Consider the following 24,321-nt stretch of genomic DNA (forward strand, 5'->3'; position numbering starts at 1 on the left):
GTCAAGAATCAATAAAACTGTGTTGTGAACGCTTATGCTTCTTTTGTACTTAAAATAAAACAAGACGCTCTATTTTGGCGTCTTGTTTTATTTAGTTGTAACCCAGGAAAATATAAGCATCACTATTGGTATGTCTGTGACGGCGTTTCTTGACTTTATCAAACGGACATGAGCATTTTAGTTCGCTTAGATCATACTCAATCCACTATTACATTTGAACTTTTGGATTCACTAATTAACAAACCAGTCGCGTTTTGAATTGCACCCGAACATATAAATATTCCCTCCCTATTATGAGGGAAGCATAGTAGTGTATGTGGTCATCTTATGCCTAAAAGAATCAATACCGCCTTCAAGATAATTCATAATATGTTTTATTATTGGATCTGATGGATAACCACATCTCTCAACCCATCCTTTCTCATTGTCGGATGCCATTACTATAACTTGTTCTGCATCGGCATTCGTAACAATTGTTGAGCTATGAGTTACAACAATAACTTGTCTAGTATTTTTAATTTCACGTAAACTACCAACAAGATTTTTATAAATATATTGATTATCTAAATTGTCTTCCGGCTGATCAATTATTAATGGAGTATTATCATTGACATGGTATCCAAACTTAAACACAAATGATAAGATTGCTACTACTTTTTGTCCTAGAGATAAATCAGTTATCCTTTTCATAACAGGCCTAGACTGTTTAACGAACTCCCTTGAGTTTACATTGAATTCAAGAGTAAATTCATCAATCACTTCAAACCACTTTTCTAAACTAAAAATTAATCTTTCGAAATGCATAGTTAATACTGAGGCAATCTGATCGTATACATCAACAAGCCTATCATCAGTTAAATCAAATAATAATCTATTTACTGATACACGTTCGTAGTCAATCAAATCTTTTAGACTAATGTACGTTTCCAATTCACGATACTTCCGTGATAATAATTTTTCGAGAAAGACTATAAAGTCAATTTTTGTACAGATTAAATGAATATAACGTTCTACATCGTACCAAGTAAGATAAGTATTTAATAAATTTTCTTTACTTGAAATTGGTTCTAAAAGATTATCTAGAAAATAATCAGTTAATTTCTCTTTAGGTGAATAAGTAATTTTAATAGTATCCCCATAAACTTCATTGAATCCATTTATTTTTGTTCAACGAACTCTCTTCTTCTCTCTATTTCTCCTGTCATTTTCATAAGATTTGAACGCAAAAACTTTAATCTTGACCTTTTATTAATTCGTTTCAATTCAATCATAAAGTCAGAAATTACAGAATACTTAACACCATAAAAAATAGTTTCTTTAATAAAATCACTGATTTCTCCAGAGTCAATTTTTTTAATAATGTTATTAATTGAATACCCTTGTCTATAGATTTGCTGCAAGATTTCAATAGACTCCCTTCTTGAGATTGGAATGAAGCTTTCTTCATCTTTCACTCGAAAAAGGTTGATCCAATGACTTTGTAATTTATCTTGCATTTCTTCATCCTCAAATGCACGATCTAGAAATCTTAGTTGACTAAAATGATATTCAACCTGTGGAATAAATTGAATAATGTAATCATTTCCTAGTAAATGAAATAATATATAAATCATATCGTGACTTGAAACAAACTTTAGAGTATCAATATTATCTGTTTCTAGTGTTAAAATCGTTTCAATTGTATTCAATACAGTACTCTTTCCCGTCCCCCTTCCACCTATAATGCAGTTAAGATCTTTAGAAAACTCAAGTACAAAATAACTATTCCCTTCTTGAGCTTTGAGAAACCCTTTAAGTCCAGATTCAACAACAATTCCTTTAATATATTTATTAGATATTTGTGGCTTTTCTGTATAAACACTAATACTAAAATTGAAAAATGCCTTTTTTAAAGATTGAAAGTTGATTTCATTGAATTTTATCCATGTATTTTGAATGCCTATTGTTTCTAATTCATGAGAGTCACTCTCATAGATAAATCCTAATGATTTTGAAGCCTGTTTACTATATTCCATTATTCTTTGTCTCACATTTTTCTCTTTCGAAAGAGTTGAAAGTCCAGCGATTAGCATTTCTTTCATAGAGAATAATGTTTTATTATAACCATAACTACCTAAGAGATTGGAAGAATTTAGATGAGCTAAATATGCAATACCATCGTACTCATTCACAATTTTCTCAATTAGATAATGACTTGTATAATAGGTTCCCTCTTGTTCACTAATAATTATTTCACTTAAAAATGACTGAATCACGGAAAATTTATTTTCATCAAATATTGCTACTAAGTGGTTTTTTTCAGAGCATGTTATTTCAACACCTAAAAATAAAAAAACTGCTTCCCTATCTTTTGTGTTTTTAACTCTATCTTTAAAATATTCATTAATGGCATATTTTAGCTTTCTATACCCCTTGATAGTATTATGGTCAGTAATTACCGCGACTTCTACATCACTTTGATAAAGTTTATGTGCAATTAACATATATGTTATGTATTCCTTAAAGCTATCAAATGGTTTGCCGGACTCTTTTAGTTGTTGTACATATTTCTCACTAACATATTCAGTTATTTCATTTTTGATAGTTTGCGCGACTTCATAGCTTAAATAATTTTGATCTACTGCTACATCTAATATGTACCCAACATCTAATCGTTGATATTCTGTTTCTAAAGAAAATCTGTAGTCGTATGAAGCAGGAGTATGAAAATGGATTTCACATTTTTTTAACTTTCCATATCTACTTCTAGAGTTTTCGACTGCATTATATATATCCTTTAACTTTATCTTTCCATCCATCACACTTACCCTCCATTATGCTTACTTACATTGTTCTCCTAATTTCGACCAATGTATAGAAAATTCCTCTTGAAGATGAAGCAAAATGTGCAACTGTTACATAAATAGAAGCAGTCAATAAAAGTTAATAACATTTTACTGTTATTACTTTGGATTGGAGTTTATTGTAGTATGTTCTTTACGTAAAAAGCTTATTGTAGTATGTTCTTGTCGCTAATTCTGGACAAGAACATACTACAATAAGCTCGTTATTCCTTATATTTATGCGGTTTTTTTATTGTAGCATGTTCCTGTCGCTACACATTGTTCAATTGTCTAACGACACAAATGTACAGACATAAACGACACAAATGTCGGGACATAATCTTCTGGTCTCCACTCTTCAACATCTTCGCTTTCCTGCCAATACTTGCTTGAGCTTCGCCGATTCAAAAAAGCTTGCTCGATCCAACCCAATATAAAACAAAACCGGATCATATTATCATCCAGTTTTTGTTTTATTTATTTTTTGATTTCCAAGTTAGTTGAAGACTTGGCGTATTCTCTCCGGTGAATCCGCCATAGATGCTTTCAAAAGAATCTCCGATATTGTTCTCTCGACGTTAATTCGATAGTAGAAATTCAACCTCACCTTGGATGGTGAAATAGTCCTTATCTTCAATCGATGAATATCGTATATTCAGCTATGTTAGTTCTCAAAATCATGCGGTTATCTACCGATTCCATCAGCGTCAACCCGGCTACCGGGATCTCGTATGCGTTTTGCGGCAAGGGCAGCGATTGTCCATCGTTCAGGACGGTGCCCACACCATGCAGTCTCAGTGCACTCTCGTCCGTGTATCCATCAATCGATGCCGTCTCCGGTTTGAAATCGACGCCGCTCAATTGAATTCGCACATGGTCGGAATCGTCTTGCTCATGCTTATGAATGAGCAGCGATTGGTCGCGATGATCTTCAAGCCAGCTCATCAACGTATGTACAACAGCGTTCAATGCCATCATAATGCCGCCTCTCGGTTGAAATCAGGTTCGAATTGGTCAAAAGCCCAGGTATGCCGCAAACAGGGGCACGTTTCATTGTTTCTGTTTGTTTCTCAACATCACTTAGGTTGGCGGAATTCGGAGTCTAATATTCCAATACAATACAGCCGCGATTTACGCGGACTTTATTGGGCCAAATGTTCTTGCCACCCGAATCTGCAGCTAACAATAAACCCCGGCCAATTGGCTGGGGTTTATTTGGACTTATTTATCTTCTTTCTCATCTGGCACATCATATTTATTGATATGCGCAACCATTGCTTCAACGGCTTCGCCGCCCTGCGTACTTTGTGGAACGGCTTTCACTTCGTCCTCGGTATCATCCAGGAAATTTTGGGAGTCGGCGCGTATCGCATCTATACTGTTAGACATAAATGTTCCTCCTTTATTGCTTGAAGGTGCGTGCGTATTATTGTGTCCGATTTAATCAGAAATATGAGAATGCGGACAATGGATCAATCCGCAGCAGAGTTCGTGCATATTCTCGGCAGTATCCTGAAAGGCTAATTGAAAAAGCTGCGTTGAGGTGACATGAAGTTGCAAAAAAATGATGATGAGCCGACGATTGCACCCGGTATGAACATGAACGATGAATTAGAAGAAAAAGCGACCCAAAAGGAAATTGACCAGGGAGATAACACCACGGTTACCCGCCTTTTTCTTGATAGGACACCGAAAGACTGATCCTTGGGAACCCGCGTTTTTCTCTGCAAAAAACTCTGACCTCATACGATCAGAGTTTTTTGGGTTGCCCTACGTTTCTCTTCGCTGTCTATGCTGCGACTGATCCTCGTGATTATTCATTCATAAACATTTCCATCTAAATCCGCTTCTGAACGGCATAGGGAGCCAGCTCATGCTCCTTAACCAGTTCGTTCAGCAAGGCCAGCAGTAAAAAGCGCCGCGGCGCTGGCCTTGTTTTGTGATACGGTTCTACCGAGTTGTCTGTAACGGCAAGTTTGAAGGCCATCCTTTACTGCCCGTCAATGTCTACCTCTAAATCGTTTAATCGCATCCTCGGTCACCGGCTCGAAGAAGTTAAGAAGGTTGCCATCGGGATCGCGGAACAGCATAGAACGGTTCCCCCACGGCATCGTGGTCGGTTCCTTTACCCAATTATCGACAAATGGCTTCAAGCGCACATATTCGGCTTCGACATCGTCAACGCGAAACTCAATAATGACAGTGAGATTATTGGCACCCACTACTGAAGCGGCGCCGAAAAGCTGTGCCGTCTGGGAGTGGCCGATTGCAAGGGTGCATGATGGCACAACGAGTTCGGCAAATACGGGCGCGGGTCGCTCCGCCGAAATCCCCATGACTTTCTCATAGAACTCGACGAGACGATCCACGTCGTCAGTAATTACATGTCCAATTATAAAAAAACGCTACTAACAACGTTATGTCAGTAGCGTTTTAGAATTTTTTGGGCTTCCTCACGAATTCGATTTCGGAATGATTCGGGTTCCAACACTAATACGCCCGCTCCCCAGCCAAGTACCCATTGCAACAATTCATCCAGCTGACGAACGCGTAAGACCACATCCAATCCATCTTGATGCTCTTTCATATCCTCTATGTAATGATAGTTCGATTCCTTCACCTTATCCGCGATGTCGTGATTAAATCGAAGGCAGACTCGCAAGTGGCGATCATCTAAAGGGGTATACTCCCTTAAGTCAAAATGCTCCGGGAGTTCGAATCGTTCGTCCAGTTCGATAAGTTCAGCCATTCGGGACAACCGGAAATGGCGGATGTCTTGGCGAAGATCACACCGGGCCACAAGCATCCAAGCCCCTTCAACGAGTACAAGACCATAGGGAGCGGCGGTACGTTCGCTATGGCGGCTCCCCGTGGAATCCGTAAATCTTTTCGAATAATGAAAACTGATCTTTCGCCCATCTAATAGAGCTCGGCGGATCTTATCGAGATTTTCCCTTTCGTTTGACGGAGCTGCCTGTTTGCCAGGATCGAGCAATCGCAGCGACTTGCGTATACGGGAGGTCTCGCTATGGACACTGTCTGATAGAGTGACCTCGATTTTCCTCCTAGCCACATTAGCTCTATCACGATAATCATCATCAAATCGTTGCTCGATAAATTCTGTTCCTATAAGCAAGGTCACGGCTTCCTCTATTGTAAAACTGATCGGAGGTAGAAAATATCCCTCCATTAAGGAATACCCTGTTCCTGTAGTGCCTGTAATCGGAACGCCTGCTTCGCTGAGCGCCTGAATGTCGCGATAGATGGTCCTCACGCTGGTTTCAAATCGTGCGGCCAAATCTTCGGCACGTACCACTTTCCTGCCTTGCAGCTCCAGCACGATGGCCAACAAACGATCTGTTTTGTTCATTGACTGCTCCCTTGAAACGTAATACTTTACAACAGAAACTTGCCGCTACTGATGAAACGGTTCACCGCAATGTATCTAAGCAGAAAGTATGCTTGTCCACAAGTTTTACATATCAATATTAACACAAGACCACTCCTTTGACGGAGTGGGCTTTGAATTAAACTTACATTCGGGAATGGGATCAAGTTCTTGACATCGTCCAATGACAAGAACTTGATCCCATAACTAAAAAAAAGCCGCGATTTCCGCGACTTGTTATGGGGCAATGTTCATGTGTCCGATTGAACGCAAACGGGCCTTTATGTGCTCATGATTGATTATTGGGCTTAGAGTAAGAAAAAACGCTTAGCCGGCCACATCCGAAGGCTTAGCGTATTTTTCGTTAAAATGTTGTTGGAATCCCTTGTTAAACTAAAGCACCTGTTACTAAACTATCTTAAAAATTTTCTTGCCATATATTTTGAGAGAATGTTTTGATCTTTAATTTTTTTAAAATCTTCATTTTTACTAAATACACCTATAATAAACAATCCTATAAAGACATTAATATATACATCTTTTAAATCAAACGTAAATAGACCATGTAATAATATGTAATCTAAACTTCCATCCCAAAACACCTTATCAATTAATGAACATGTTGCGCCACCAATTATAAAAGAAAACATTACATGAATTAAATTAGTTTCAAACTTTAAAGACTTATTTAAAAATCGATAGATCAAATAAATTAGACTAATTACTACTACAACTAGTGCGATATGGATAGTCTTCCCAACTCCCAATTGAAGCATGGAGTTAAACCAAGAGTAATCCTTATTGAACATCGGATCGAAATATATAAAAGGAGGAATAATAGGCACGCTTTTATCAAGGAATTTACTATTGATGATAATTTTAATACCTTGCTCAATAGCAATTAAAATCAAAGTTAAAATCCAAGTCATTCTATTGATCATATTTAGTTTCAATACCTCCCTCATCATTTATAATATATGTGATTGATTGTCTATAATCAATATGGCGATCTTCTGCCATCCCCCCTCCTCGCTAAGCTTTACATCACACTCAAATAGGTATTCTAGTTCGTAAAGTTCAGGAATATTCAGTGTTTGCGCCCAACTACTAATTCATCTAACCACTCACTCAATATTAGCATATATTGGAAGTGTTCTGATTGTTATTGGAATTTTAGTTAACAATCGGTACACATTCTTGACATCCGAGATTTTCTGTCCGATTTACAGAAGTTAACTTACGTTCCCCCTTATTACTTATACAATAAAAAGCTGATCCTCGACATGGGATCAGCTTTTTTGAATGACTCTGATTGAAATTTTCAGACGTGACGTTAGCATTAGTTTGATGAACCTGATGATTTGTTCCCCAACAAAATCTGCTTCTTTAATCGCTACGAGAGAAATTACGATAATAATGTATCCATAATAACTATGAACTGGACCAAGCAAAGCAAGAACAACGCCTTCCATCTGAGCGGCTATTTATTCGTTCAGAGCCTTAATCAACCCAGTTAGGTTATTCTCCATAATTCCAATGTAATCAAGCCCTTTACTTATATCTTCATCCGTTAGGCCTTCGATCGGATTGAGCACGCCTGTTTTAGCGTTTATTTCATCCGCGATCGTTTGGGCGATATTAGGATCAACCAACGTTTCGAAGAAGATTGTCTTGACATCATGTTCTTTAGCGAATTTGACCACTTCTGCCATTTCTTCAGGAGACGGCTCCTGTTCGGGTGACAGACCTGCAATCGGAATCTGAGTCAACCCATACTCTTTTGCCAAATATCCGAATGCCGCATGTTGGGTCACAAACTCCTTATGCTTGGCTCCGCTCAATTCTTTCTTGAACTTCTCGTCCAAAGCTTTAAGTTTCTCAATGTACGCTTCGGCGTTTTTCTTGTAGTCTTCTTTGTTGTCAGGGTCAGCCTTCTCAAGTCCTGCTTGAATATGGCGCACTTCTTGTTGCGCTAGCTTCGGTGACAGCCATACATGAGGATCGAGAAGGTGCTCGTCTTCGGCATGCTCGTCTTCTTGTCCTTCCTCGTGCTCTGCCGTTCCTTCCATTAAAGATATGCCGTCGGTTGCTTTCACATCAACCCGTTTATTGTTCTTCGCGCTCTCCAGCGTTTTATTCACCCAGCCTTCTACCACACCGTTATATACGAACAAATCGGCTTCTTGAATAGCTGCTACGTCTTTCGGAGTAGGTTCCCAATCGTGCGGTTCTGCTCCGGAAGGAATAAGACCGACCACTTCAGCGTGATCTCCCGCGACTTGTTGCGTAAATTCTACCATGGGATAGAAAGTGGCTATCACTTGCAATTTATTCCCTTTACCCTCGCTATTCCCGCTCGAATTTCCGCATCCCGATAATACTAATACCGCAATCGCTGCCCCAGCCAATCCTTTTGCTAATTTCATCTTCAATCTCCCCCTTAATTCTTGTCAATACATTAATGAACAACCGGTGTTTCTTGGCTTAACCTTGCTTGCTCGCGATCCTTGCCCTGCTCGTCTATGCCGTCTGTTCCTTCCATCTTGCTGCGTTGCTTCCTCCCATGTACGACAGCTTTCTTGACGCTTATGCCGACAATTAGAAAAAGAAGCAATGTCAACGCGATCGTTCCGCCCGGAGGCGTGCTGAACGCGTAAGATGCTGTCAGTCCTGAGAAAACGCCGGTCAGCCCGATTAGCATCGCAAGCCATAAAGCCGCGGCAAAGCCCGGCGCTAATCGAATTGCCAGCGCTGCGGGAAGCACGATCAAGGAAGACACGAGCAACACGCCTACGATCGGCATCGCTGCGGCGACAATCATCCCGGTTATGATACTGAACAGCAACGAAATAAAATTTACCGGTACCCCATTCGTTTTTGCTGTTTCCTCATCAAAGGTGATGAGATACAACGGTTTTCTCAACCCATAGAAGAAAATTGCTCCAACGAATGCTACAGCAGCAATCAGGTAAATTTCGGTCTTCTGCACGGCCACAACAGATCCGAACAAATATGATGAAAAACCGCGGCTGATACCTGGATTCATCGACATGAGCACGACAGCCGTCGACAACCCTCCAATCATAATGATGGCGATGGACACCTCGGAATAGGTTTTGTAAGACCTTCTGACGGATTCAACGACGACGGCACCGATCAAAGCGATAATGAAACCGAACAGCGATGGATTAAATTTTAGCAATGCCCCTGCCGAGACACCCGCAAGCGATACGTGAGACAGCATGTCCGCCATTAAAGCCTGCCTTCGCAGCATGAGATACACCCCAAGAACGGAAGCAACCAGTGCAATCAGCCCACCGGCGAAAAATGCCCGTTGCATGAAGTCGTAGTGCAGCATTTCCATCCCCCAGCCTCCTTCTTCTCAAGTCTGATAATCCGATCCAAGTAAGGGCTTGCCTCGGCTAAACCATGGGTTACCATCAAGACGGTGATCCCGCGATCCTTGACTAGACCATGCAGTAATGAATAAAGCCTGGACCGGCTTTCGGTGTCCATCCCGTTCGATGGCTCATCTAAGACGAGCAAGTCCGGTTGCTGAGCCAACGCCCTCGCAATGCATATCCGCTGTTTCTGGCCCCCGGAGAGTTCGCCGATCTTACGATTGCGTTGTTCCCACATACCGACCTGCTTCAAGGATTGCTCAGAGAGTTCCTGATCGTCTCGACTAACAGATCTAAACCAAAAGTTACTCATGTAAGTGCCCGAACGCACGAATTCCAATACTTTACTGGGGAATCCGCTATTAAAAGCAGCAATATGTTGCGGGACATAGCCGACAACGAGCCTTTTCCCGTCTTCACGTCTAAACGCTCTTGTAACCGCACCGCTCCAAGGTTGCAACAAACCAAGAGACAATTTGAGCAGCGTCGTTTTGGATGCTCCATTAGGTCCAGTAACGGCTACAAACTCTCCGCTATGGATTTCGATATCGACATCTTCCAAGCATGGAGTGTCCCCATAACCGAAAATGACGTTTTTCATGGATGTAAGTATCATTTCTTCTCCCCTTTCTATACGGATCAGTTCCTCATAAATGGCTACAATCCGGACAGTAGCCCAGAACCTCTTGCCTAAACTTGACGGCTGTAAATTCAGCAGGTAGTCGTGGCATATCGGTCGATGAAGCGGACTCAAACGGGTATACATGATCACAAGTCATACAAACAAAATGTTGCTGAAAATCGGACGGACTACGCGTGACAGCGAATTTTACCCCATCCTTATTATAGAAGGGCTCTAGCACCCCCATCTGCTGTAATAACTTCAAATTTCGATATACCGTATCAAAGCTCAATCCTAGATGCTTGGTACCGAGGTCATGATAAACCTGCATCGGCGTTAACAAGTCTGAGGTTTCCGCGAACAAACTGGCTATCGACTTGCGCTGTTCTGTGACCCGTAAACCTTTGCGGGCAATCATCTGAATGATCTGCTCAGTGTCCAGCCTTGCTATACGAGCTTTTTGATCCGTCACTAGATTCATCTTTAGGATGCACTCCTTAAATGAGATCTTTAAATAAGGTTTAATCGTAACTATTACATTTACTAAAAGTAACATTTACGATTAGTGACGTCAAGAACGTGTTGCAGACGATGTCTGTGTTATATGAATCGTCGGATTCAGTTGCTCATCCTTCAAATCAATCCTTCTTTAGTTTTTTCGATGACCTACAATAATCATTCGAGGAGATTCCTGATCGTTATATTCACCCTCGTCATAATTTCCATAGACGATGTCTAAGGCCAGACCTGCCTCGTCCAGCATTTCTTTTAACTTATCGAGCGAATATAGCTTGACTCGTTCAACATACCGACGAGTTGGTTTTCGGGTTCTTGAACGATAATCTCTTTCTTGACGAACCCTTCTTCTATTGAGCGAAATTCATGAATTTCGTTTCCTTCCACTATACGTTCTGAAAAGGGGACAAGATGTCCGGCAACGTAACGTGCATTCATGAAGTCAATGATGAACCGTCCTTGCGGTTTTAGTGCCTGATGGATTTGCATCAATACTTTTAATTGTTCTCCGTCCTCCTCGAAATAGCCAAAGGAAGTGAATAAATTAACGACGGCATCAAACACACCTAATAAATTCTCTTCGGACGGCAAGCAGCGCATATCGCTTTCGATCCAACGGATTCGATTATTGGGATCGGCAGTTCGCGCCTCCCTTAGCAGCACAGGAGACAGGTCTATGCCCGTCACATGGTAACCCATTTCCTCGAGCGCTTGAGCGTGCCTGCCTGCCCCGCAGCATAGATCTAGCACATGGCTTTGTATTGGTAGTTTTAGCCATTCGATCATCTTGCGAACCTCAAGCACCGCTCCCTTCATATCGCGGTGTTTATATATAAGCAAATAATCCTCATTGAAGCTCTCCTCGTACCATTTTTCCATAACTTCCTCCGGAGGATGACTAATATATTTTCAAAAAAAAGCGTAATCATTACGATTTGAGCACGTGAATAGCTACTTGGCATTTCCTTTCACAGAAGTTCCGGTTGGCGTGGCATAGGGACCGAAGGAATAGATAAGTCGGCTTTCAAGTTTCTTCCCCTCGATCAGGTTCTGGATTAACTCCTTACCTGATTCAGGAGTCATATCCTTGTACCATGACCCTTCCGGGTAGGCAATGACGACGCAAGCATCCACGCATCTTCCGTTGCAACGCGTACGAGTGGTATGTATAAAACGATCGGCGCCTAGTCTTGCGATCTCTTCTCTGATTGCGATGGTCACTTCTTCACCTTGGCGAAGCATGCAGCTCTCGCCGTTGCAAATCAGCAAATGGGTCTGTAAGCCTTGCAAATCCCATGTGCTCACAGATTTCCTCCCCCCTTAACTAATAGTAATTGTTACGATTATAGTGTCAAATAAACGAAATCACAAGTACTTGAGCTTCATTTGACTTTAAAAAATTATAATTTTATACTCAACTAAGTGTAATGATTACTATTAAAGATGAGGTGAAGACCATGGCAACGATACAAGAAGTGGATGATCGAATTCCGGTCACCATACTAACAGGATTTTTAGGCGCAGGTAAAACAACGTTGGTTAACCACGTTCTAACCGCGGATCACGGACAGAAAATTGCCGTTATCGTTAACGAATACGGCGAGATCGGCATTGACAATCAACTGATTGAAGGCGCAGACGAGGAAATCATTGAAATGAACAATGGCTGCATTTGCTGTACGGTCCGTGGAGACTTGATTCGGATCCTAACCGAGCTAATGCAAGCGAAGCTAGGCCATGGAGACCCTCGTAAAGGCGGCTTTGATCGTATTTTAATCGAAACGACCGGTTTGGCTGATCCTGCTCCCGTTGCCCAGACTTTCTTCGTGGACGAGACCATTGCTGATTTCTACCGACTGGACGCAATTGTCACCGTCGTAGATGCAAAGCACGCCGGACAGCATCTCGACGAAGGGCATGAAGCGCAAGAGCAGGTCGCGTTCGCGGACGTCATTCTTCTGAACAAGACGGACTTAGTGGCTGAAACCGATCTTGTTCAGCTAGAGCAACGTCTTCTTGCCATGAATCCTGCTGCTAAGCAATACCGAACCCAACAATCGAAAATTGATATCACTCATATCCTCGGCATCGAAGCGTTCGACTTGGCCACGAAGCTGGAGATCGACCCTGGATTCCTAGAAGAGGAAGACCATGATCATGACGACGATGTTGCCTCGTTATATTTCCGAGAGACCCGCCCTCTTGATATAGACAAGGTGAACCGTTTTTTAAGCGATTGGCTGCAGGACCATGGAACGGACACCTTTCGTTATAAAGGCGTACTCCAAATCAAGGATGTCGACAATCGCGTCGTATTCCAAGGCATTCACATGTTGTTCAGTTCCTATGCCGATCGCGCTTGGAAGAGCAACGAAACCCCGCTTAGCGAATTCGTCATAATTGGGCGTAACCTCGATGAAACCTGGTTTAGGGAACAATTCGCGGGCTGTGTTGCTTCTTAAGCTGCTTAGAATCCGATAAGATCGAGTAACGTTTCATTGAACATGGACAGAGCTTCAAGTTCCCCGATGACGACAAGGACTTCTTGTACGGTTTTCTGAGGCCGAATATGCATCATCTCCAGTTCGTTATAAGCGTATTGGATGAGATGAAGTCCCTTCTTGTCTTCGAACTGGACGATTCCTTTCATTCGATGTAAACCCTTGTGTAGGGATACACAAGCGGACTGGAACGATTTCCGATTGATGGGCTCGCCCAAGTAATAAGTTTTTACTGCTAAGGAGGGGTGGGAGTTCTCTCCCTCCTCCTCCCAAGTAGCCATTTCCTTCTCCGCTCCCTTCATTTCTGATCGATGAAATGGAGCTTGCAGATTAACATGTAGCTCTGAATCCAAGAAACCTAATCCTTCGCTCCCTCTTATCGTCGCTAAGAGAGGGGAATATCCATTATACTTACGAATCCACTGCTCTAATTCAGGTAGAACTTCTATAGGCACACGATCAATTTTATTGAGTATCAACCATCCGGCCACTTGGATTTGGCTTTTGTAGAGCCGGGTCTCCCGATTGGATGAATGTAGATAGGTATCCAGAAGCTTGCGCGCGTCAATCACGTTTATGATCGTGCTCAGCTCGGTTCTCGAATTTACACGGACTTCAATCGGTCTATGTTCTTGTCACCCGACATTTTGCGCAATGATCCCAATTGGTAGCCTGTTCCGTAATTTAAAATTGCGAGGTGACGAACTTCACCTCCGGAAAACGGCTATCCGCTCCTTTCATTAAGATTCCGCCTTGATTTTTCAGATACATATCGAAGAAATCCAGCATATAGGCATTGATAACGGAGTTCGCTCTTTCTGGCGCTATCTTTCCTGTAATGCCCAGTATCTTAAAAATCGGAGAAATGAACTGTACGTCAGCAAAATTCAAATGCTCCGTATTATCGATATAGAGGACTTGTCCCCCTTCCTCGACCGTTTCGCGTGTCCGTTCGAGCTCCACCTTTTTATCCGCCGTTACTTGATCCTCCCACTCTCTTGTTGAGCCCATACGGTTAATCTCTGCATCCGTGTAGACCCGGTTATCCATCACCATTGTTAATTGTTCGAAATAGCTTTCCGAGTTGATGAACAAAAATGGCTTTCGCAGCCCCTCTTTGTCACTCAGACGATAAAGCCCTCCATCAAGGTCTATTCCCACCGCAATACGCGGATCGTAAGAAGCATCATAAGCCGTCGCTCCGCCGATGGAATGACCGAACACCCCGACATGACCGAGATCAATCCTCCCTTGTAGATGACTTGGAATCTGCCCCGATTGGATGAGCTCGAATTGGTCCAGCGCAAACGTCACATCGTCGGTTAACACTTTACCCAACTTGTCGCGATTCCCTCTTTCCGTCGGGTAATCATGGTCGGGCGAGAATAAATCGTCGGTTGTGCTGGTCGTGATTCGACCGTCCGGAAACTCGGTTGCAAATGTATTGTAGGTGTGGTCGATCACGGCTACGATATATCCGTGGCTCGCGAGATTTTCGGCTAGCGACGTGTGGAGGAACCTACAAGAGCCGTTGCCGGGATTCGCAAGGATCAGCGGGTATGATGTCTGTGCCGAAGATATTTCAGCCTCCGAATAAGCATGACTGGATACATACTTCAGGTGTTGAAATGTAAACCCGGGAAGGCCATAGTTCGCAGCCATATAACGTAAAATCGAGGTATTGGGAATAAAGGGAGCGTATTTGCCAGTGCCTGCTTGAGCCGGATACCATACCTGAACCATCAACTCTCTCTTACTATCTCTAGCTTCGTCGAAAATCTCTTCCCTATTTGTATCCACGAGATGAAAAGTTTGCGTTCCTACCTTAAAATTGCCAGTCGGCTCAGGTAGCTTAAACACCGGAAAAGCGTACATGAGACCCGCTGTGACGACCAGCATGATCGCTATAGCGGTATAAACTGAACCTAACACGAATCGCGGGATTTTTTTGTGGCCTTTTTTATTAAAATAGCAATAACCTGAAATGGCAAAAAACATGATCGTTATACAATATGGGAATAAGAGCTGAACTCTGTATCCTTCCACCGTCCAATGAATGACCAGTAAAAGCGTGGCGATCCCGCTTACAACGAATACTGGAATTCTACGCCGTCCTTCTTTCAATAGGACTGTTAAGACAAACAAGCCGATGTTTGACAACAAAAGCAACAGTTCAAACAGCCTCATCTCGATTCCTCCTTTAGAAAATCCCTATTTGCTCTAAAGTTATCCTGCCAGGCTGGCCTAAGCTATCGATTTCCCTTACATGACCTTACAACTTTGTAAGGTGCTTATCCTGCCATTTAATAAATTGAATACTGGTTGCTCATTTAACGCAAACATAGGTCCGTCCTGTTGTTCTGTGTTCTAAGCCTCGTGAGAAACAATACATGTTCTTGTCCGCGCCCATGCCGGGCGCACTAAAAAAGCCTGTTGAAGGTTTTCAACAGGCTGAGCTTGATTTCTCAAGCTTTCAATAGTTAACTTAAGTCCCCGCTTTTTTGCCCTTTTACAGCACTTAATCATCTATAAAATAGCGATGTTTAAGCAGCGTGATTGAATGAGGAGGGAATACATACCTTCGCTCCGAGTCATACCGAGCATCTGTCTTTGCCATGCGCGTCACCTGGTCTGCTATAGCAAAGCCGTTAACCGTCTCCCACGATGGGCAATTCAATTCAATCGCCTCGCAGATCTCCAAGCTTTCCGGGCCGACAAATGACACTGCCGCAGTCACAGACTGTTCTGGGTGGCGATTGACTACGGCAATGATCACTTCGCCTTTTTCATCATGATAGGTAGCCGATATATCAAGACAAGCACTTACTGCTGATTTTCCATCTCCATCCAATAACATCGTTGATTCTGCTTCGCAAGACAGTTTCCAATTCCCGCTGTGTTCCCGATAGAGTTGCAACGGATGATAGATCGTTTGACAAAACGAGCCGTTCTCGTTCGTTAAGATCGGTGCCAGAATGTTGACCATCTGCGCAAAAGTCGCCATCGTCACCGTGTGACTCTGCCGCTGCATTACGTTCAATAAACTAGCGACGAGCAGAGCCTCCTTCCAGTTGAATACAGCCTCCATATCTGCCTCGTAGTCATCTGAACTCTGATTTTGCCAGATCCCCCATTCGTCAATCGCAATCTGAATTTCCCGCTGTCTTGGCGGAAAGCGATACCAGCGATCGAAGGACTCGACACTTGCGGGATAACGATCGAGCAGTTTTTTTGCATCGACGATCATGTCTTCCATTCGGACCGCATGATCGAACAAGTTGGCAAAGTGATCGTTCTCCGAGCGGGCATAATAGTGAAGCGAAAGGTAATCGCATATCGGATGAAGCTCATCCAGAATTGCCTTGTTCCACTCCGGTTTTTCCCCTACTATCACCAGCTTAATCGAACGGTCGGCCAACTTCATCTGCTTCGCGAATTCCCAAGAGGCTTTAATGTATTCGCGCGGATCGTGAAGATAGCCGATATCGGGAACCGCAGCTTCCTCGTTGCCAAGTCCCCAGTACTTCACGTTATGCGGCTTTTCGAATCCATGGCTTCTGCGCAGATTAGCATAGTAAGTATCGCCCGTTCCGTTGCAATATTCCACCCAATTGGCCGCTTCTTCTGCCGTCCCCGTCGTCATGTTAACGATGATGAATGGCTCTGCTCCGATTTCTCGGCAATATTGAATAAATTCGTTCGTACCGAATGCGTGGTCGATGATCCCACCCCAGATCCGATTGCTCTGGCGCTTGCGCCCCTCCTTCGCCCCGATGCCGCCCATCCAGTGATACAATTTCACCATGGTGCCGCCGGGAAATCTAAGAAGCGGAGGCTGCAGCCCCTTTACTTTCTCCAGAACGTCTTGACGAAATCCGTTTTTATCGGACAACGGAGAATCTGGGTGATAAATACCTTGATCAATACACCTTCCCAGAAATTCAATAAACTGCCCGTAGACAAGATCGTGAATAATATTCTGCTTCTTCGTAAGATTAACGTTGATTCGAGCTTGCATAACAAACACTCCTTGGTGGGTTAGACTACTGTTAATGCATTTTGAACCAATTTATAAAGAAGCGGCCTCTTGGCCGCTTCCCTCTATGATGTGTTCTAATTCCTTAAATGCCTTAAGCGACTTAATTTTTGCTTTTTTTCCATTCCTCAAACTGCCGTTGATATTCGGCAACGACCTTGTCCAAGCCTGCAGCTTTCATCCTCTTGAGTGCTTCCGGGAACATCTTGTCGTAATCGAGTAAACCGAGTTTTAGCGGGTAGATGCTTGTCTTAAGCTCTGTCAGAGTGTTCGAATATTCCACCCCGACCTTACTCGCGTCGAAGTTAAAACCTACCGTGACGCTATTGATCGCATTCTCATCGATCGTCGTCTTGGTTTTAACAAAGGTCGGATGCGTTTCCGGAGTCCAGCGACCCAAATTGATGTTCCCCAACATCCAGTATTGCAGTTGATAAGCAGGGGCATTATTATTGTCTCTTTTTAGCAACTCCATCTTGTTAGGTCCAGCGTCTTTCCAATGGACATCCTTGATACCGTACAAGACAAGATCGAAGTTCTCCTGCTTGCTGTAAAGCCAGTTCAGGAACTCGATAGCCGCTTCAGGATGCTTACTGGTCGCAGACACACCGTTGGAGTTGCGAACGCCGTAAGATCGGAAATTGGGCTTGTCATTAAGGTAGAATGTATCTACTGATCCTCCCGGGACTTTATTTGCCAAGTCGCCGATAAGCGCCTCTGCTTCACGATAAAGGAACCTGCCATTAGATTCTTCCTTGCTTTCGACCTCTTTCGGGACTGTAAGAATATCCGGATTAATTAGTTTACGGGTGTAGGCTTCCCGGAAAAACTTAGCGTCTTGTTTAAATTCATCCGTCTCGATCCATGGTCTCACGTTACCTTGTTGATCCACATAGATCAAATCTTGGAACACTGTAAACGGATACGTATCGTAAGCCTTGTGCAGGTATGCCGGGGTCTCTTCTTTTAATACTCGGATGTACACATCCTTGTTGTCTTCCGGCCAATTTTTCTTCAATACCTCCGACATCGAGAGCAATTCCTCTGGCGATTTCGGCGGTTCCAGATTGTTTTGTTTGAGAAGGTCAGTGCGAATGGTGATCATTCCGTCAGCATAGGCGGTGTCGGTCCAGAAGTCCGGAACGAAGTACGTCTGCCCATTGATCTTGGCCGCATCCCATACCCAGTCGGGAAGCGATTTTTTTAAGTCGGCACCGTATTTGTCCAGCAAATCGTCAATCGGAATGATACCACCATTACTCGCGAGGATATTCGGCCCCTTCAAGTCGTGCATAATATGGATCAACTCGAACTCTTCGCCTGTTGACATCATTAAGTTCGTCTTCTGATCCCAGACATCCCAAGGGATGTAGATTGCTTCGAATGTCAGATTAAGTCCGTCCTGCTCCAGCTTCTTATTAATAGCTTCTTCCGCCATAGCCTGATCTTGCGGCGCCGTGCCTGGCATGACATAACGAACAGGTAACTTTTCTCCGCCTGCACCGCTATTGGCGCTAGCTGTGGATGCCGGCTCAGCTCTTCCCTCGGATGCATTGCTCTCGCTCTTCGAATTAGAACAGGCCGCAAGCGCGGACGTCACGAGCGCAACTCCAAGTAGCAGCGTCAGCGGACGTTTGAAACCAAATTTCTTGTCGATCATACGATCCCCTCTCCTTTAATCGTGTTTTGAAGTACATGCCCATAATAGGACCGCACCTGAAAGAACGTAAACTTCGAAATCCGGAGATCGCTTCGATTTAATGGTTTTTGCCAGCAGCAATTCAGAGTGTTATTTCAATTAATCGGGATTATCGGTTTTCTCTCCTGGTAATTTCAACCGCGCTTCCGCACGGTACTGGGCCGGCGATACGCCATATTTCTTTTTGAAAATCGTATAGAAGTACGTCGTGTTAAAGATGCCGATCAGTTCGCTAATCGTATTGGCAGAGTCGTCCGTCTCCAGCAACAATTCCTTCGCCTTTTCCAACCGTATGTTTTTTAAGTAATCATTGAAAGACAATCCGCTTTGCGCCTTGAATATTTTTCCAAGGTGGCCCGGTGTCAATTGAACCTGATCGGCGATGAAATCCAACGACAGATCCGGTTTCGAGTAAGTCTGCTCGATGTATGCTTTGATTTCTTCGATAACCTCCCCTTGTCTACCTTTCGACTTGGATCTAATTGCCTCAGAGACTTGTATACAGATCCGCTTCAACTCAGAGATAATCTCCTCCAACGTCTCATATAGCGTCAAGCTTGTAGCCATGCCCACTAGCGCGGTTGCTTCGCTCTTACAAGCGGGAACTATGGCAAAGCTCCTATACATCGATATAACCAATTGATTCAGACAGAGCAGGGCCTGGTCATACGGAAGCTCGGCTACATAGACCGCCAATGAATCGAACTCTTTAACGGCGATATCGTCGTGAGAAGCCAGAATCGATTCCACCAGCGCCTTCTCAATTGCAGATGGGTAACGAAGCTCCTCTGACGATTCATTGTCGTCATCGCCGTAAAAGATTCTGCCTGCTCCGGCAAAGAACCTGTTTAAAAGCGACTCCTTCGCCTTCTCGTAGGAATCGCGAATCTCAATGTCCGTATTTACGATCGTACCGATGCCGATGGATACCGTTATTTTGAAGTACTCCTCGACAAGCCGCTGAACGTCCTGCAGTCTATCATGCAACGTAATTGGAGGAGTCGGAGAATCCAGCTTACCAAGTATTCCGATCTCATCTGCACCGACAACGATTGCTTCCATTCCCGTCAATTCCTGAGCTATGTTACAGACGCCGAATCGGATTAGCGACTGCGATTGCTCTGAGTGCATATGGCTGAATGCGGCGAAGCGATCGATCTTAAGAACAATCGCGACGAAATCGTGGCCCTTTAGCAGCTCCCGATAACGATTCGCAAGGTCAATCTGGCTCCCTTTAAAGTAATTCAGCAGGTGGCTCTTCTTTGCGATTTGCAATGCCGGGCTTATGGACGCAATTTTGTTCGTGATATCTTGAAACGCTTCGCCGAGCAATGAATACTCGTTTATTTTCCGGCTTTCTCCGTTCCCCCCAACAGCGTAAGTTGAATTCAGCTTGCGCAGCAGCTTGTCGAGCGGGTCGTACATATGGTTTGTCACCCAGATTGCCGCTGCAACTCCGATTAGAAGCATCGCTAATGCAATAGACAGCACAATGGAACGGAGTCTTCCGAGATTCGATAGCAAGTCTTTGTAACGGTTTACGCTAACGAATGACCAATTCAGCTCTTCGGACTTGACATAGCTGACCAGATACTTCTCGTGGGCAATGTTTACTGTGTAGCTCCCGCTTGTCTCTTTTGAAGTCAGCATCCGATTAAGATAAGCATTGCTGTCGACGTTTACAAGCGGAGATTCGCTGTCGCTTTGCATGAGGATGGAGCCTATATCGTCGGCGAGGACAATAAAATCGGAACGATTGCTACGCATTTGCTGAACAAGCTCTTGGATGTAGCTTTCGTTGATATTGATGACGATGGCTCCCTTTTTGGGCAGGTAAGAGTTGAACCCCGGTTTGAGCACGAAGGTGAACACCTGCTCGCTGGTCCCCGTGACGGGATTTTCGAATGTTCGCGGGTAAAGGCTACTATACGCAGTTTCGGTAGATTCCGAAATTCGATCCAGAAGTTCCGTCTCAGCTTGGCGGCTAACTCCCTTATTATTGATATAACGTTCTGTGTAACCGTTATAGATGCCGATGAAATTCAAAAACGGGTAGCCTACCTGCACATCCGTCAAGGCGCGTACGACGCGATATTCTTGCAGACGATCGGTTTCCGGATTAAACATACCCGTTACGATTTCACGATTGTTTAACAAATTGTTGCCGATCTCGTACACTTGCTGGTTAACGATGTTCGCCACATAGCTTGTCTGACGGAGCATCGACTGAGAGATGCCGGCAACCTCCTTTACCGAGTTGGCTGAAAAGAACGTATAGAGAGCGGTGCAAACTATTCCGATCGTGAAGGAGAGCAGTAATAAAAAACTCAGGAACAACTTGCGATAGGTTGCATAAAAAAATATTTTATTACGAATCTGCATATACGCCCCCCTCCCCTGATAATGCAATAACATTTTGATCTCAACATTGTAGCAAGTAATTAGTACGCTTCATACTCAATCGCCGGAAATCGAAGTTAATTTAAAAAAGCGAAATATCTAGTAGCGGAAAAGTGTTGGGGAAGCAATAATTCAAAGTTTAATCCGAAATGACGCGGGGATAGTATAGATATAGAGTCTTAGTTATAAGCCAATCCAGAGGAGAGGAATTTCGAATGAACCTGAGCAACATCCAACGACCAATCAAGGAACTAAAGAAAAATTATGTGGCTTACTCGCTCGCTTTACCAGCTGTTATCTATACGTTCATTTTCGGTTACCTGACGCTGCCTTATATCTTGATCTCATTCCAAAAGTTCAACTACAAGCTTGGTATTTGGAAATCACCTTTTGTCGGCCTAGATAACTTTAAATTCTTCTTCTTGTCAGATCGCGCTTGGCAAGTCACATTCAATACGATCCGTTTGAACTTCCTGTTTATTGTTGTCGGAACAGCTGCAGCCTTATTGCTCGCTATTTTGTTTACCGAGTTAAAAGGCCGACGCTTCTCCAGGATCATGCAATCCACAATCCTATTTCCCCATTTCCTGTCCTGGGTCATCATCAGCTACGTCGTTTATAGTTTCTTTGCTTCAAATTACGGACTGCTTAATCAGACTCTGGATTGGCTAGGCCTTCCGCAGAAGAACTGGTATTCTGAACCGAGTTATTGGGTGCCGATTCTCGTCACCGTAAACGTCTGGAAAGAGGTCGGCATCTCGCTCATCATCTATCTGGCGGCTATTGCAGGTATCGATTCCTCCTTGTACGAGGCATCGACGATAGATGGCGCGAATCGCAGGCAGCAGGTCCGATTCATTACTTTGCCTTTGCTCATGCCTACGGTAATCATTCTTTCCTTACTCGCGCTAAGCAAAATAATGTACGGCAGCTTCGATATGATTTACGCAATCATTAAGGATAACGGCTTGCTATATCCGACAGTCGACATCATCGATACGTATGTATTCCGGGCTATGCGCACGATAGGCAACCCTGCTCAGGCGATGGCCGTAGGGCTCTACCAATCCATTGTCGGATTCATTCTTGTTTTTGGAGTAAACATGTTCGTGCGCAAAGTCAGTCCGGATAATTCCCTATTCTAATCGAGAAAGGAGTCTATATGCGAACCTACAACCTATTTGATCTCGCCAACAAAACGTTTATTGCCATTTTATCCTTCGTATGTACATTGCCTTTGCTACTGGTGCTCATTGTTTCGATAACGGATGAGCGCTCGATCCAGAGTCAAGGCTATAGCTTTTTCCCAAAGGAGCTGTCCTTCGACGCTTACCGCCTGCTCTTCTCAGGCAATTCTCCGTTATTGCAGAGCTACATGATCTCCATCACCGTCACTGCGCTGGGAACTTCGCTTGCAGTAATAATCACATCAATGGCAGGTTTTACGCTGGCTGCGCGGCATGTTCGGTACCGCAACGGCCTTGCCATGTTTTTCTTTGTAACGATGGTATTCAACACGGGGTTAGTCCCTTGGTATATGATGAGCACCAAGCTTGGTCTCCAAAACAATATATGGGCGTTAATTATCCCTTCGCTTATTTTCAATCCATTTAATCTGTTCCTGGTTCGGAATTACATGAAGCAGATTCCCGATACGCTGGTCGAAGCAGCCAAAATCGATGGAGCGAATGATGCTTTTATCGCTTTCAAGATTTTTTTTCCGCTTAGCCTGCCTGTACTAGCTACCATCACGCTGTTTTATGGTATCGGCTACTGGAATAACTGGTTTAATGCCATAATGCTCGTCGATCGCCCGAATTTATACCCACTACAGTACTTGCTATTCAAACTCAATTCGGAGATCAGCATGATTCAACAGATGCAATCAACTTCAAACTCAATGTCGACGTCGCATCTTCCGACCGAATCCATAAAGATGGCGACAGCGATCGTCACAATCGGTCCGATCGTTCTGTTCTATCCTTTCCTTCAACGATACTTTATTAGGGGGTTGTTGATCGGGTCGGTTAAGGAATAGCTTGCTGTAGTACAACTAAAATTTCTTTGGAGGGCGTATGCCCTCCTGGTAAGTTTAGACCTTCCTTAACACCGTTAAATTTTCTTTTTTTTAGAAACCGGCTTTCCCCTTCCGTACGTCGTTCCGTTGTTAAATCGCGAAAAAATTGAGCTGCCCTATCACTGAAGTGTACTTCGGGATTTGCATAATGATCGTACATAAGTTTAATAGCTGCATTCGGAACACATTCTTGGACCCATTCGGCAATCGGTATAGATTCCTGTCCTCCAACAATTTCCCAATGGTAAGAACTTGATCCGTTAGATGAAAAAAACCGCGGACTTCCAATCGGACGAGATTCGTTCACTTTATTGTCAGTCCGAAACGAAAAACCCGCGTCGCATATGGCGGCACGGTTTTTAGCGACATCCTAACTCCTAGCAGTGTAAGCGCTCCTCCAAATACTACTCTTGTGAAAGCAGAGGGATGACACTTCACGAAATCCGTGTTTCGTATGCAGTCGAATACTCGCTGTATTCTCTGTAAAATTTCCAGCTTGCAATGTCCAGAACCCGTTTCGTTAACGTCTTTTTGTTCTTTCTATGTCTCTATCTGACTTAATGTTCTTGTAATCTTGGTCCGCTATTCGTATTTTGGGCCTGCTGATTGATCTTTTATTTTGGTTTCTGGAAGTACAATGTTCAAGAAACCGTCAGGATTCATCCTGATGGCAATTTCTTAACCCTATATTGACTGCCTTGACCCATTCAGCAACATACACCGATCGGCGGTCCGCGGAGATACTCGGATCGCTCCCTTATCGATATTTTATTATTGATGCGAATTGTTCGTACGGCATCTTTTTTTAAAAAAACGCAATCGCAAATTTCAACATAATATTTAAATTAATGGTTTTTTA

Annotated in this window: 21 protein-coding genes and 2 pseudogenes; 4 read left to right on the forward strand and 19 right to left on the reverse strand. The window is 43.5% G+C overall.

All coding sequences use genetic code 11. The features are described 5' to 3' along the window. Window positions 1–291: 291 nt before the first annotated feature. The 3 genes and pseudogenes from FPL14_RS29060 to FPL14_RS29070 form a co-directional block, all read right to left on the reverse strand. Window positions 292–2,801: pseudogene (locus tag FPL14_RS29060) on the reverse strand (Spaf_1101 family AAA-like ATPase). 654 nt (window positions 2,802–3,455) lie between these two features. After that, entirely contained in the window at window positions 3,456–3,800 is a 345-nt protein-coding gene (locus tag FPL14_RS29065) for a protein YmzB (RefSeq protein ID WP_182301026.1), read from the reverse strand. A gap of 243 nt (window positions 3,801–4,043) precedes the next feature. Then, on the reverse strand, window positions 4,044–4,211 hold the full coding sequence (locus tag FPL14_RS29070) for a hypothetical protein (protein ID WP_182301027.1): 168 nt from the start codon (window positions 4,209–4,211) through the stop codon (window positions 4,044–4,046). 165 nt (window positions 4,212–4,376) lie between these two features. On the opposite strand from FPL14_RS29070, the gene FPL14_RS29075 reads away from it, so the two are divergent. Further along, on the forward strand, window positions 4,377–4,523 hold the full coding sequence (locus FPL14_RS29075) for a hypothetical protein (RefSeq protein ID WP_182304233.1): 147 nt from the start codon (window positions 4,377–4,379) through the stop codon (window positions 4,521–4,523). A gap of 136 nt (window positions 4,524–4,659) precedes the next feature. Here FPL14_RS29075 and FPL14_RS29080 read toward each other — a convergent pair whose 3' ends face one another. The 10 genes and pseudogenes from FPL14_RS29080 to FPL14_RS29125 all read right to left on the reverse strand — a co-directional run bounded on the left by FPL14_RS29080 (window position 4,660) and on the right by FPL14_RS29125 (window position 12,054). Continuing rightward, window positions 4,660–4,809: a hypothetical protein gene (locus FPL14_RS29080; RefSeq protein WP_182301028.1), complete on the reverse strand. Its 150-nt coding sequence runs from the start codon at window positions 4,807–4,809 to the stop codon at window positions 4,660–4,662. A 13-nt stretch (window positions 4,810–4,822) separates the two neighbouring features. Beyond that, window positions 4,823–5,218 (reverse strand): VOC family protein, encoded by a 396-nt coding sequence (locus tag FPL14_RS29085; protein WP_182304220.1) that lies wholly within the window; start codon window positions 5,216–5,218, stop codon window positions 4,823–4,825. Window positions 5,219–5,244: 26 nt separating this feature from the next. After that, on the reverse strand, window positions 5,245–6,192 hold the full coding sequence (locus FPL14_RS29090) for a helix-turn-helix transcriptional regulator (protein ID WP_182301029.1): 948 nt from the start codon (window positions 6,190–6,192) through the stop codon (window positions 5,245–5,247). Window positions 6,193–6,623: 431 nt separating this feature from the next. After that, entirely contained in the window at window positions 6,624–7,151 is a 528-nt protein-coding gene (locus tag FPL14_RS29095) for a signal peptidase II (protein WP_182301030.1), read from the reverse strand. Window positions 7,152–7,694: 543 nt separating this feature from the next. Continuing rightward, on the reverse strand, window positions 7,695–8,636 hold the full coding sequence (locus tag FPL14_RS29100; protein ID WP_182304221.1) for a metal ABC transporter substrate-binding protein: 942 nt from the start codon (window positions 8,634–8,636) through the stop codon (window positions 7,695–7,697). Window positions 8,637–8,668: 32 nt separating this feature from the next. Then, window positions 8,669–9,574 (reverse strand): metal ABC transporter permease, encoded by a 906-nt coding sequence (locus FPL14_RS29105; protein WP_182301031.1) that lies wholly within the window; start codon window positions 9,572–9,574, stop codon window positions 8,669–8,671. Further along, window positions 9,520–10,227, reverse strand: coding sequence for a metal ABC transporter ATP-binding protein (locus FPL14_RS29110; RefSeq protein WP_182301032.1), 708 nt, complete (start codon window positions 10,225–10,227; stop codon window positions 9,520–9,522). The genes FPL14_RS29105 and FPL14_RS29110 overlap by 55 nt, the downstream gene beginning before the upstream one ends. A gap of 31 nt (window positions 10,228–10,258) precedes the next feature. Beyond that, window positions 10,259–10,714: a Fur family transcriptional regulator gene (locus FPL14_RS29115; protein WP_182301033.1), complete on the reverse strand. Its 456-nt coding sequence runs from the start codon at window positions 10,712–10,714 to the stop codon at window positions 10,259–10,261. A gap of 168 nt (window positions 10,715–10,882) precedes the next feature. Continuing rightward, window positions 10,883–11,628 (reverse strand): annotated as a pseudogene (locus tag FPL14_RS29120) (class I SAM-dependent methyltransferase). A gap of 72 nt (window positions 11,629–11,700) precedes the next feature. Further along, complete coding sequence (locus FPL14_RS29125) at window positions 11,701–12,054, reverse strand: (2Fe-2S) ferredoxin domain-containing protein (RefSeq protein WP_182301034.1); 354 nt, start codon at window positions 12,052–12,054, stop codon at window positions 11,701–11,703. Window positions 12,055–12,206: 152 nt separating this feature from the next. Between FPL14_RS29125 and FPL14_RS29130 the strand changes: the two genes are divergently transcribed. Continuing rightward, window positions 12,207–13,211 carry a CobW family GTP-binding protein gene (locus FPL14_RS29130; protein ID WP_182301035.1) on the forward strand — a complete coding sequence of 335 codons (1,005 nt, stop codon included), beginning with the start codon at window positions 12,207–12,209 and terminating at the stop codon, window positions 13,209–13,211. Between the two features lie 5 nt (window positions 13,212–13,216). Here the strand turns inward: FPL14_RS29130 and FPL14_RS30910 are convergent, their stop codons facing one another. The 5 genes from FPL14_RS30910 to FPL14_RS29155 form a co-directional block, all read right to left on the reverse strand. Next, on the reverse strand, window positions 13,217–13,870 hold the full coding sequence (locus tag FPL14_RS30910) for a GTP-binding protein (RefSeq protein WP_407644689.1): 654 nt from the start codon (window positions 13,868–13,870) through the stop codon (window positions 13,217–13,219). Window positions 13,871–13,934: 64 nt separating this feature from the next. Further along, complete coding sequence (locus tag FPL14_RS29140; protein ID WP_182301037.1) at window positions 13,935–15,437, reverse strand: alpha/beta hydrolase family protein; 1,503 nt, start codon at window positions 15,435–15,437, stop codon at window positions 13,935–13,937. A 331-nt stretch (window positions 15,438–15,768) separates the two neighbouring features. Further along, window positions 15,769–17,268, reverse strand: coding sequence for an alpha-L-arabinofuranosidase C-terminal domain-containing protein (locus FPL14_RS29145; RefSeq protein WP_182301038.1), 1,500 nt, complete (start codon window positions 17,266–17,268; stop codon window positions 15,769–15,771). 121 nt (window positions 17,269–17,389) lie between these two features. Continuing rightward, window positions 17,390–18,946 carry an ABC transporter substrate-binding protein gene (locus tag FPL14_RS29150; RefSeq protein WP_182301039.1) on the reverse strand — a complete coding sequence of 519 codons (1,557 nt, stop codon included), beginning with the start codon at window positions 18,944–18,946 and terminating at the stop codon, window positions 17,390–17,392. A gap of 138 nt (window positions 18,947–19,084) precedes the next feature. Then, window positions 19,085–21,367, reverse strand: coding sequence for a helix-turn-helix domain-containing protein (locus tag FPL14_RS29155; protein WP_182301040.1), 2,283 nt, complete (start codon window positions 21,365–21,367; stop codon window positions 19,085–19,087). 233 nt (window positions 21,368–21,600) lie between these two features. On the opposite strand from FPL14_RS29155, the gene FPL14_RS29160 reads away from it, so the two are divergent. Then, on the forward strand, window positions 21,601–22,530 hold the full coding sequence (locus FPL14_RS29160; RefSeq protein WP_182301041.1) for an ABC transporter permease: 930 nt from the start codon (window positions 21,601–21,603) through the stop codon (window positions 22,528–22,530). A gap of 17 nt (window positions 22,531–22,547) precedes the next feature. Further along, window positions 22,548–23,423: a carbohydrate ABC transporter permease gene (locus tag FPL14_RS29165; RefSeq protein WP_182301042.1), complete on the forward strand. Its 876-nt coding sequence runs from the start codon at window positions 22,548–22,550 to the stop codon at window positions 23,421–23,423. Here FPL14_RS29165 and FPL14_RS29170 read toward each other — a convergent pair. Further along, entirely contained in the window at window positions 23,413–23,769 is a 357-nt protein-coding gene (locus FPL14_RS29170; protein WP_182301043.1) for a hypothetical protein, read from the reverse strand. The genes FPL14_RS29165 and FPL14_RS29170 overlap by 11 nt on opposite strands. Window positions 23,770–24,321: the final 552 nt, after the last annotated feature.

The organism is Cohnella cholangitidis (assembly GCF_014107495.1).
Lineage (GTDB): Bacteria > Bacillota > Bacilli > Paenibacillales > Paenibacillaceae > Cohnella > Cohnella cholangitidis.

What these genes read in the sequence shown, in the direction of transcription:
- FPL14_RS29070 (WP_182301027.1), bottom strand. Translation starts at nt 4,211, where the DNA reads ATGTCTAACAGTATAGATGCGATACGCGCCGACTCCCAAAATTTCCTG.
- FPL14_RS29105 (WP_182301031.1), bottom strand. Translation starts at nt 9,574, where the DNA reads ATGGAAATGCTGCACTACGACTTCATGCAACGGGCATTTTTCGCCGGT.
- FPL14_RS29080 (WP_182301028.1), bottom strand. Translation starts at nt 4,809, where the DNA reads ATGGCCTTCAAACTTGCCGTTACAGACAACTCGGTAGAACCGTATCAC.
- FPL14_RS29160 (WP_182301041.1), top strand. Translation starts at nt 21,601, where the DNA reads ATGAACCTGAGCAACATCCAACGACCAATCAAGGAACTAAAGAAAAAT.
- FPL14_RS29115 (WP_182301033.1), bottom strand. Translation starts at nt 10,714, where the DNA reads ATGAATCTAGTGACGGATCAAAAAGCTCGTATAGCAAGGCTGGACACT.
- FPL14_RS29100 (WP_182304221.1), bottom strand. Translation starts at nt 8,636, where the DNA reads ATGAAATTAGCAAAAGGATTGGCTGGGGCAGCGATTGCGGTATTAGTA.
- FPL14_RS29110 (WP_182301032.1), bottom strand. Translation starts at nt 10,227, where the DNA reads ATGATACTTACATCCATGAAAAACGTCATTTTCGGTTATGGGGACACT.
- FPL14_RS29065 (WP_182301026.1), bottom strand. Translation starts at nt 3,800, where the DNA reads ATGATGGCATTGAACGCTGTTGTACATACGTTGATGAGCTGGCTTGAA.
- FPL14_RS29150 (WP_182301039.1), bottom strand. Translation starts at nt 18,946, where the DNA reads ATGATCGACAAGAAATTTGGTTTCAAACGTCCGCTGACGCTGCTACTT.
- FPL14_RS29145 (WP_182301038.1), bottom strand. Translation starts at nt 17,268, where the DNA reads ATGCAAGCTCGAATCAACGTTAATCTTACGAAGAAGCAGAATATTATT.
- FPL14_RS29140 (WP_182301037.1), bottom strand. Translation starts at nt 15,437, where the DNA reads ATGAGGCTGTTTGAACTGTTGCTTTTGTTGTCAAACATCGGCTTGTTT.
- FPL14_RS29090 (WP_182301029.1), bottom strand. Translation starts at nt 6,192, where the DNA reads ATGAACAAAACAGATCGTTTGTTGGCCATCGTGCTGGAGCTGCAAGGC.
- FPL14_RS29095 (WP_182301030.1), bottom strand. Translation starts at nt 7,151, where the DNA reads ATGATCAATAGAATGACTTGGATTTTAACTTTGATTTTAATTGCTATT.
- FPL14_RS29130 (WP_182301035.1), top strand. Translation starts at nt 12,207, where the DNA reads ATGGCAACGATACAAGAAGTGGATGATCGAATTCCGGTCACCATACTA.
- FPL14_RS29155 (WP_182301040.1), bottom strand. Translation starts at nt 21,367, where the DNA reads ATGCAGATTCGTAATAAAATATTTTTTTATGCAACCTATCGCAAGTTG.
- FPL14_RS29165 (WP_182301042.1), top strand. Translation starts at nt 22,548, where the DNA reads ATGCGAACCTACAACCTATTTGATCTCGCCAACAAAACGTTTATTGCC.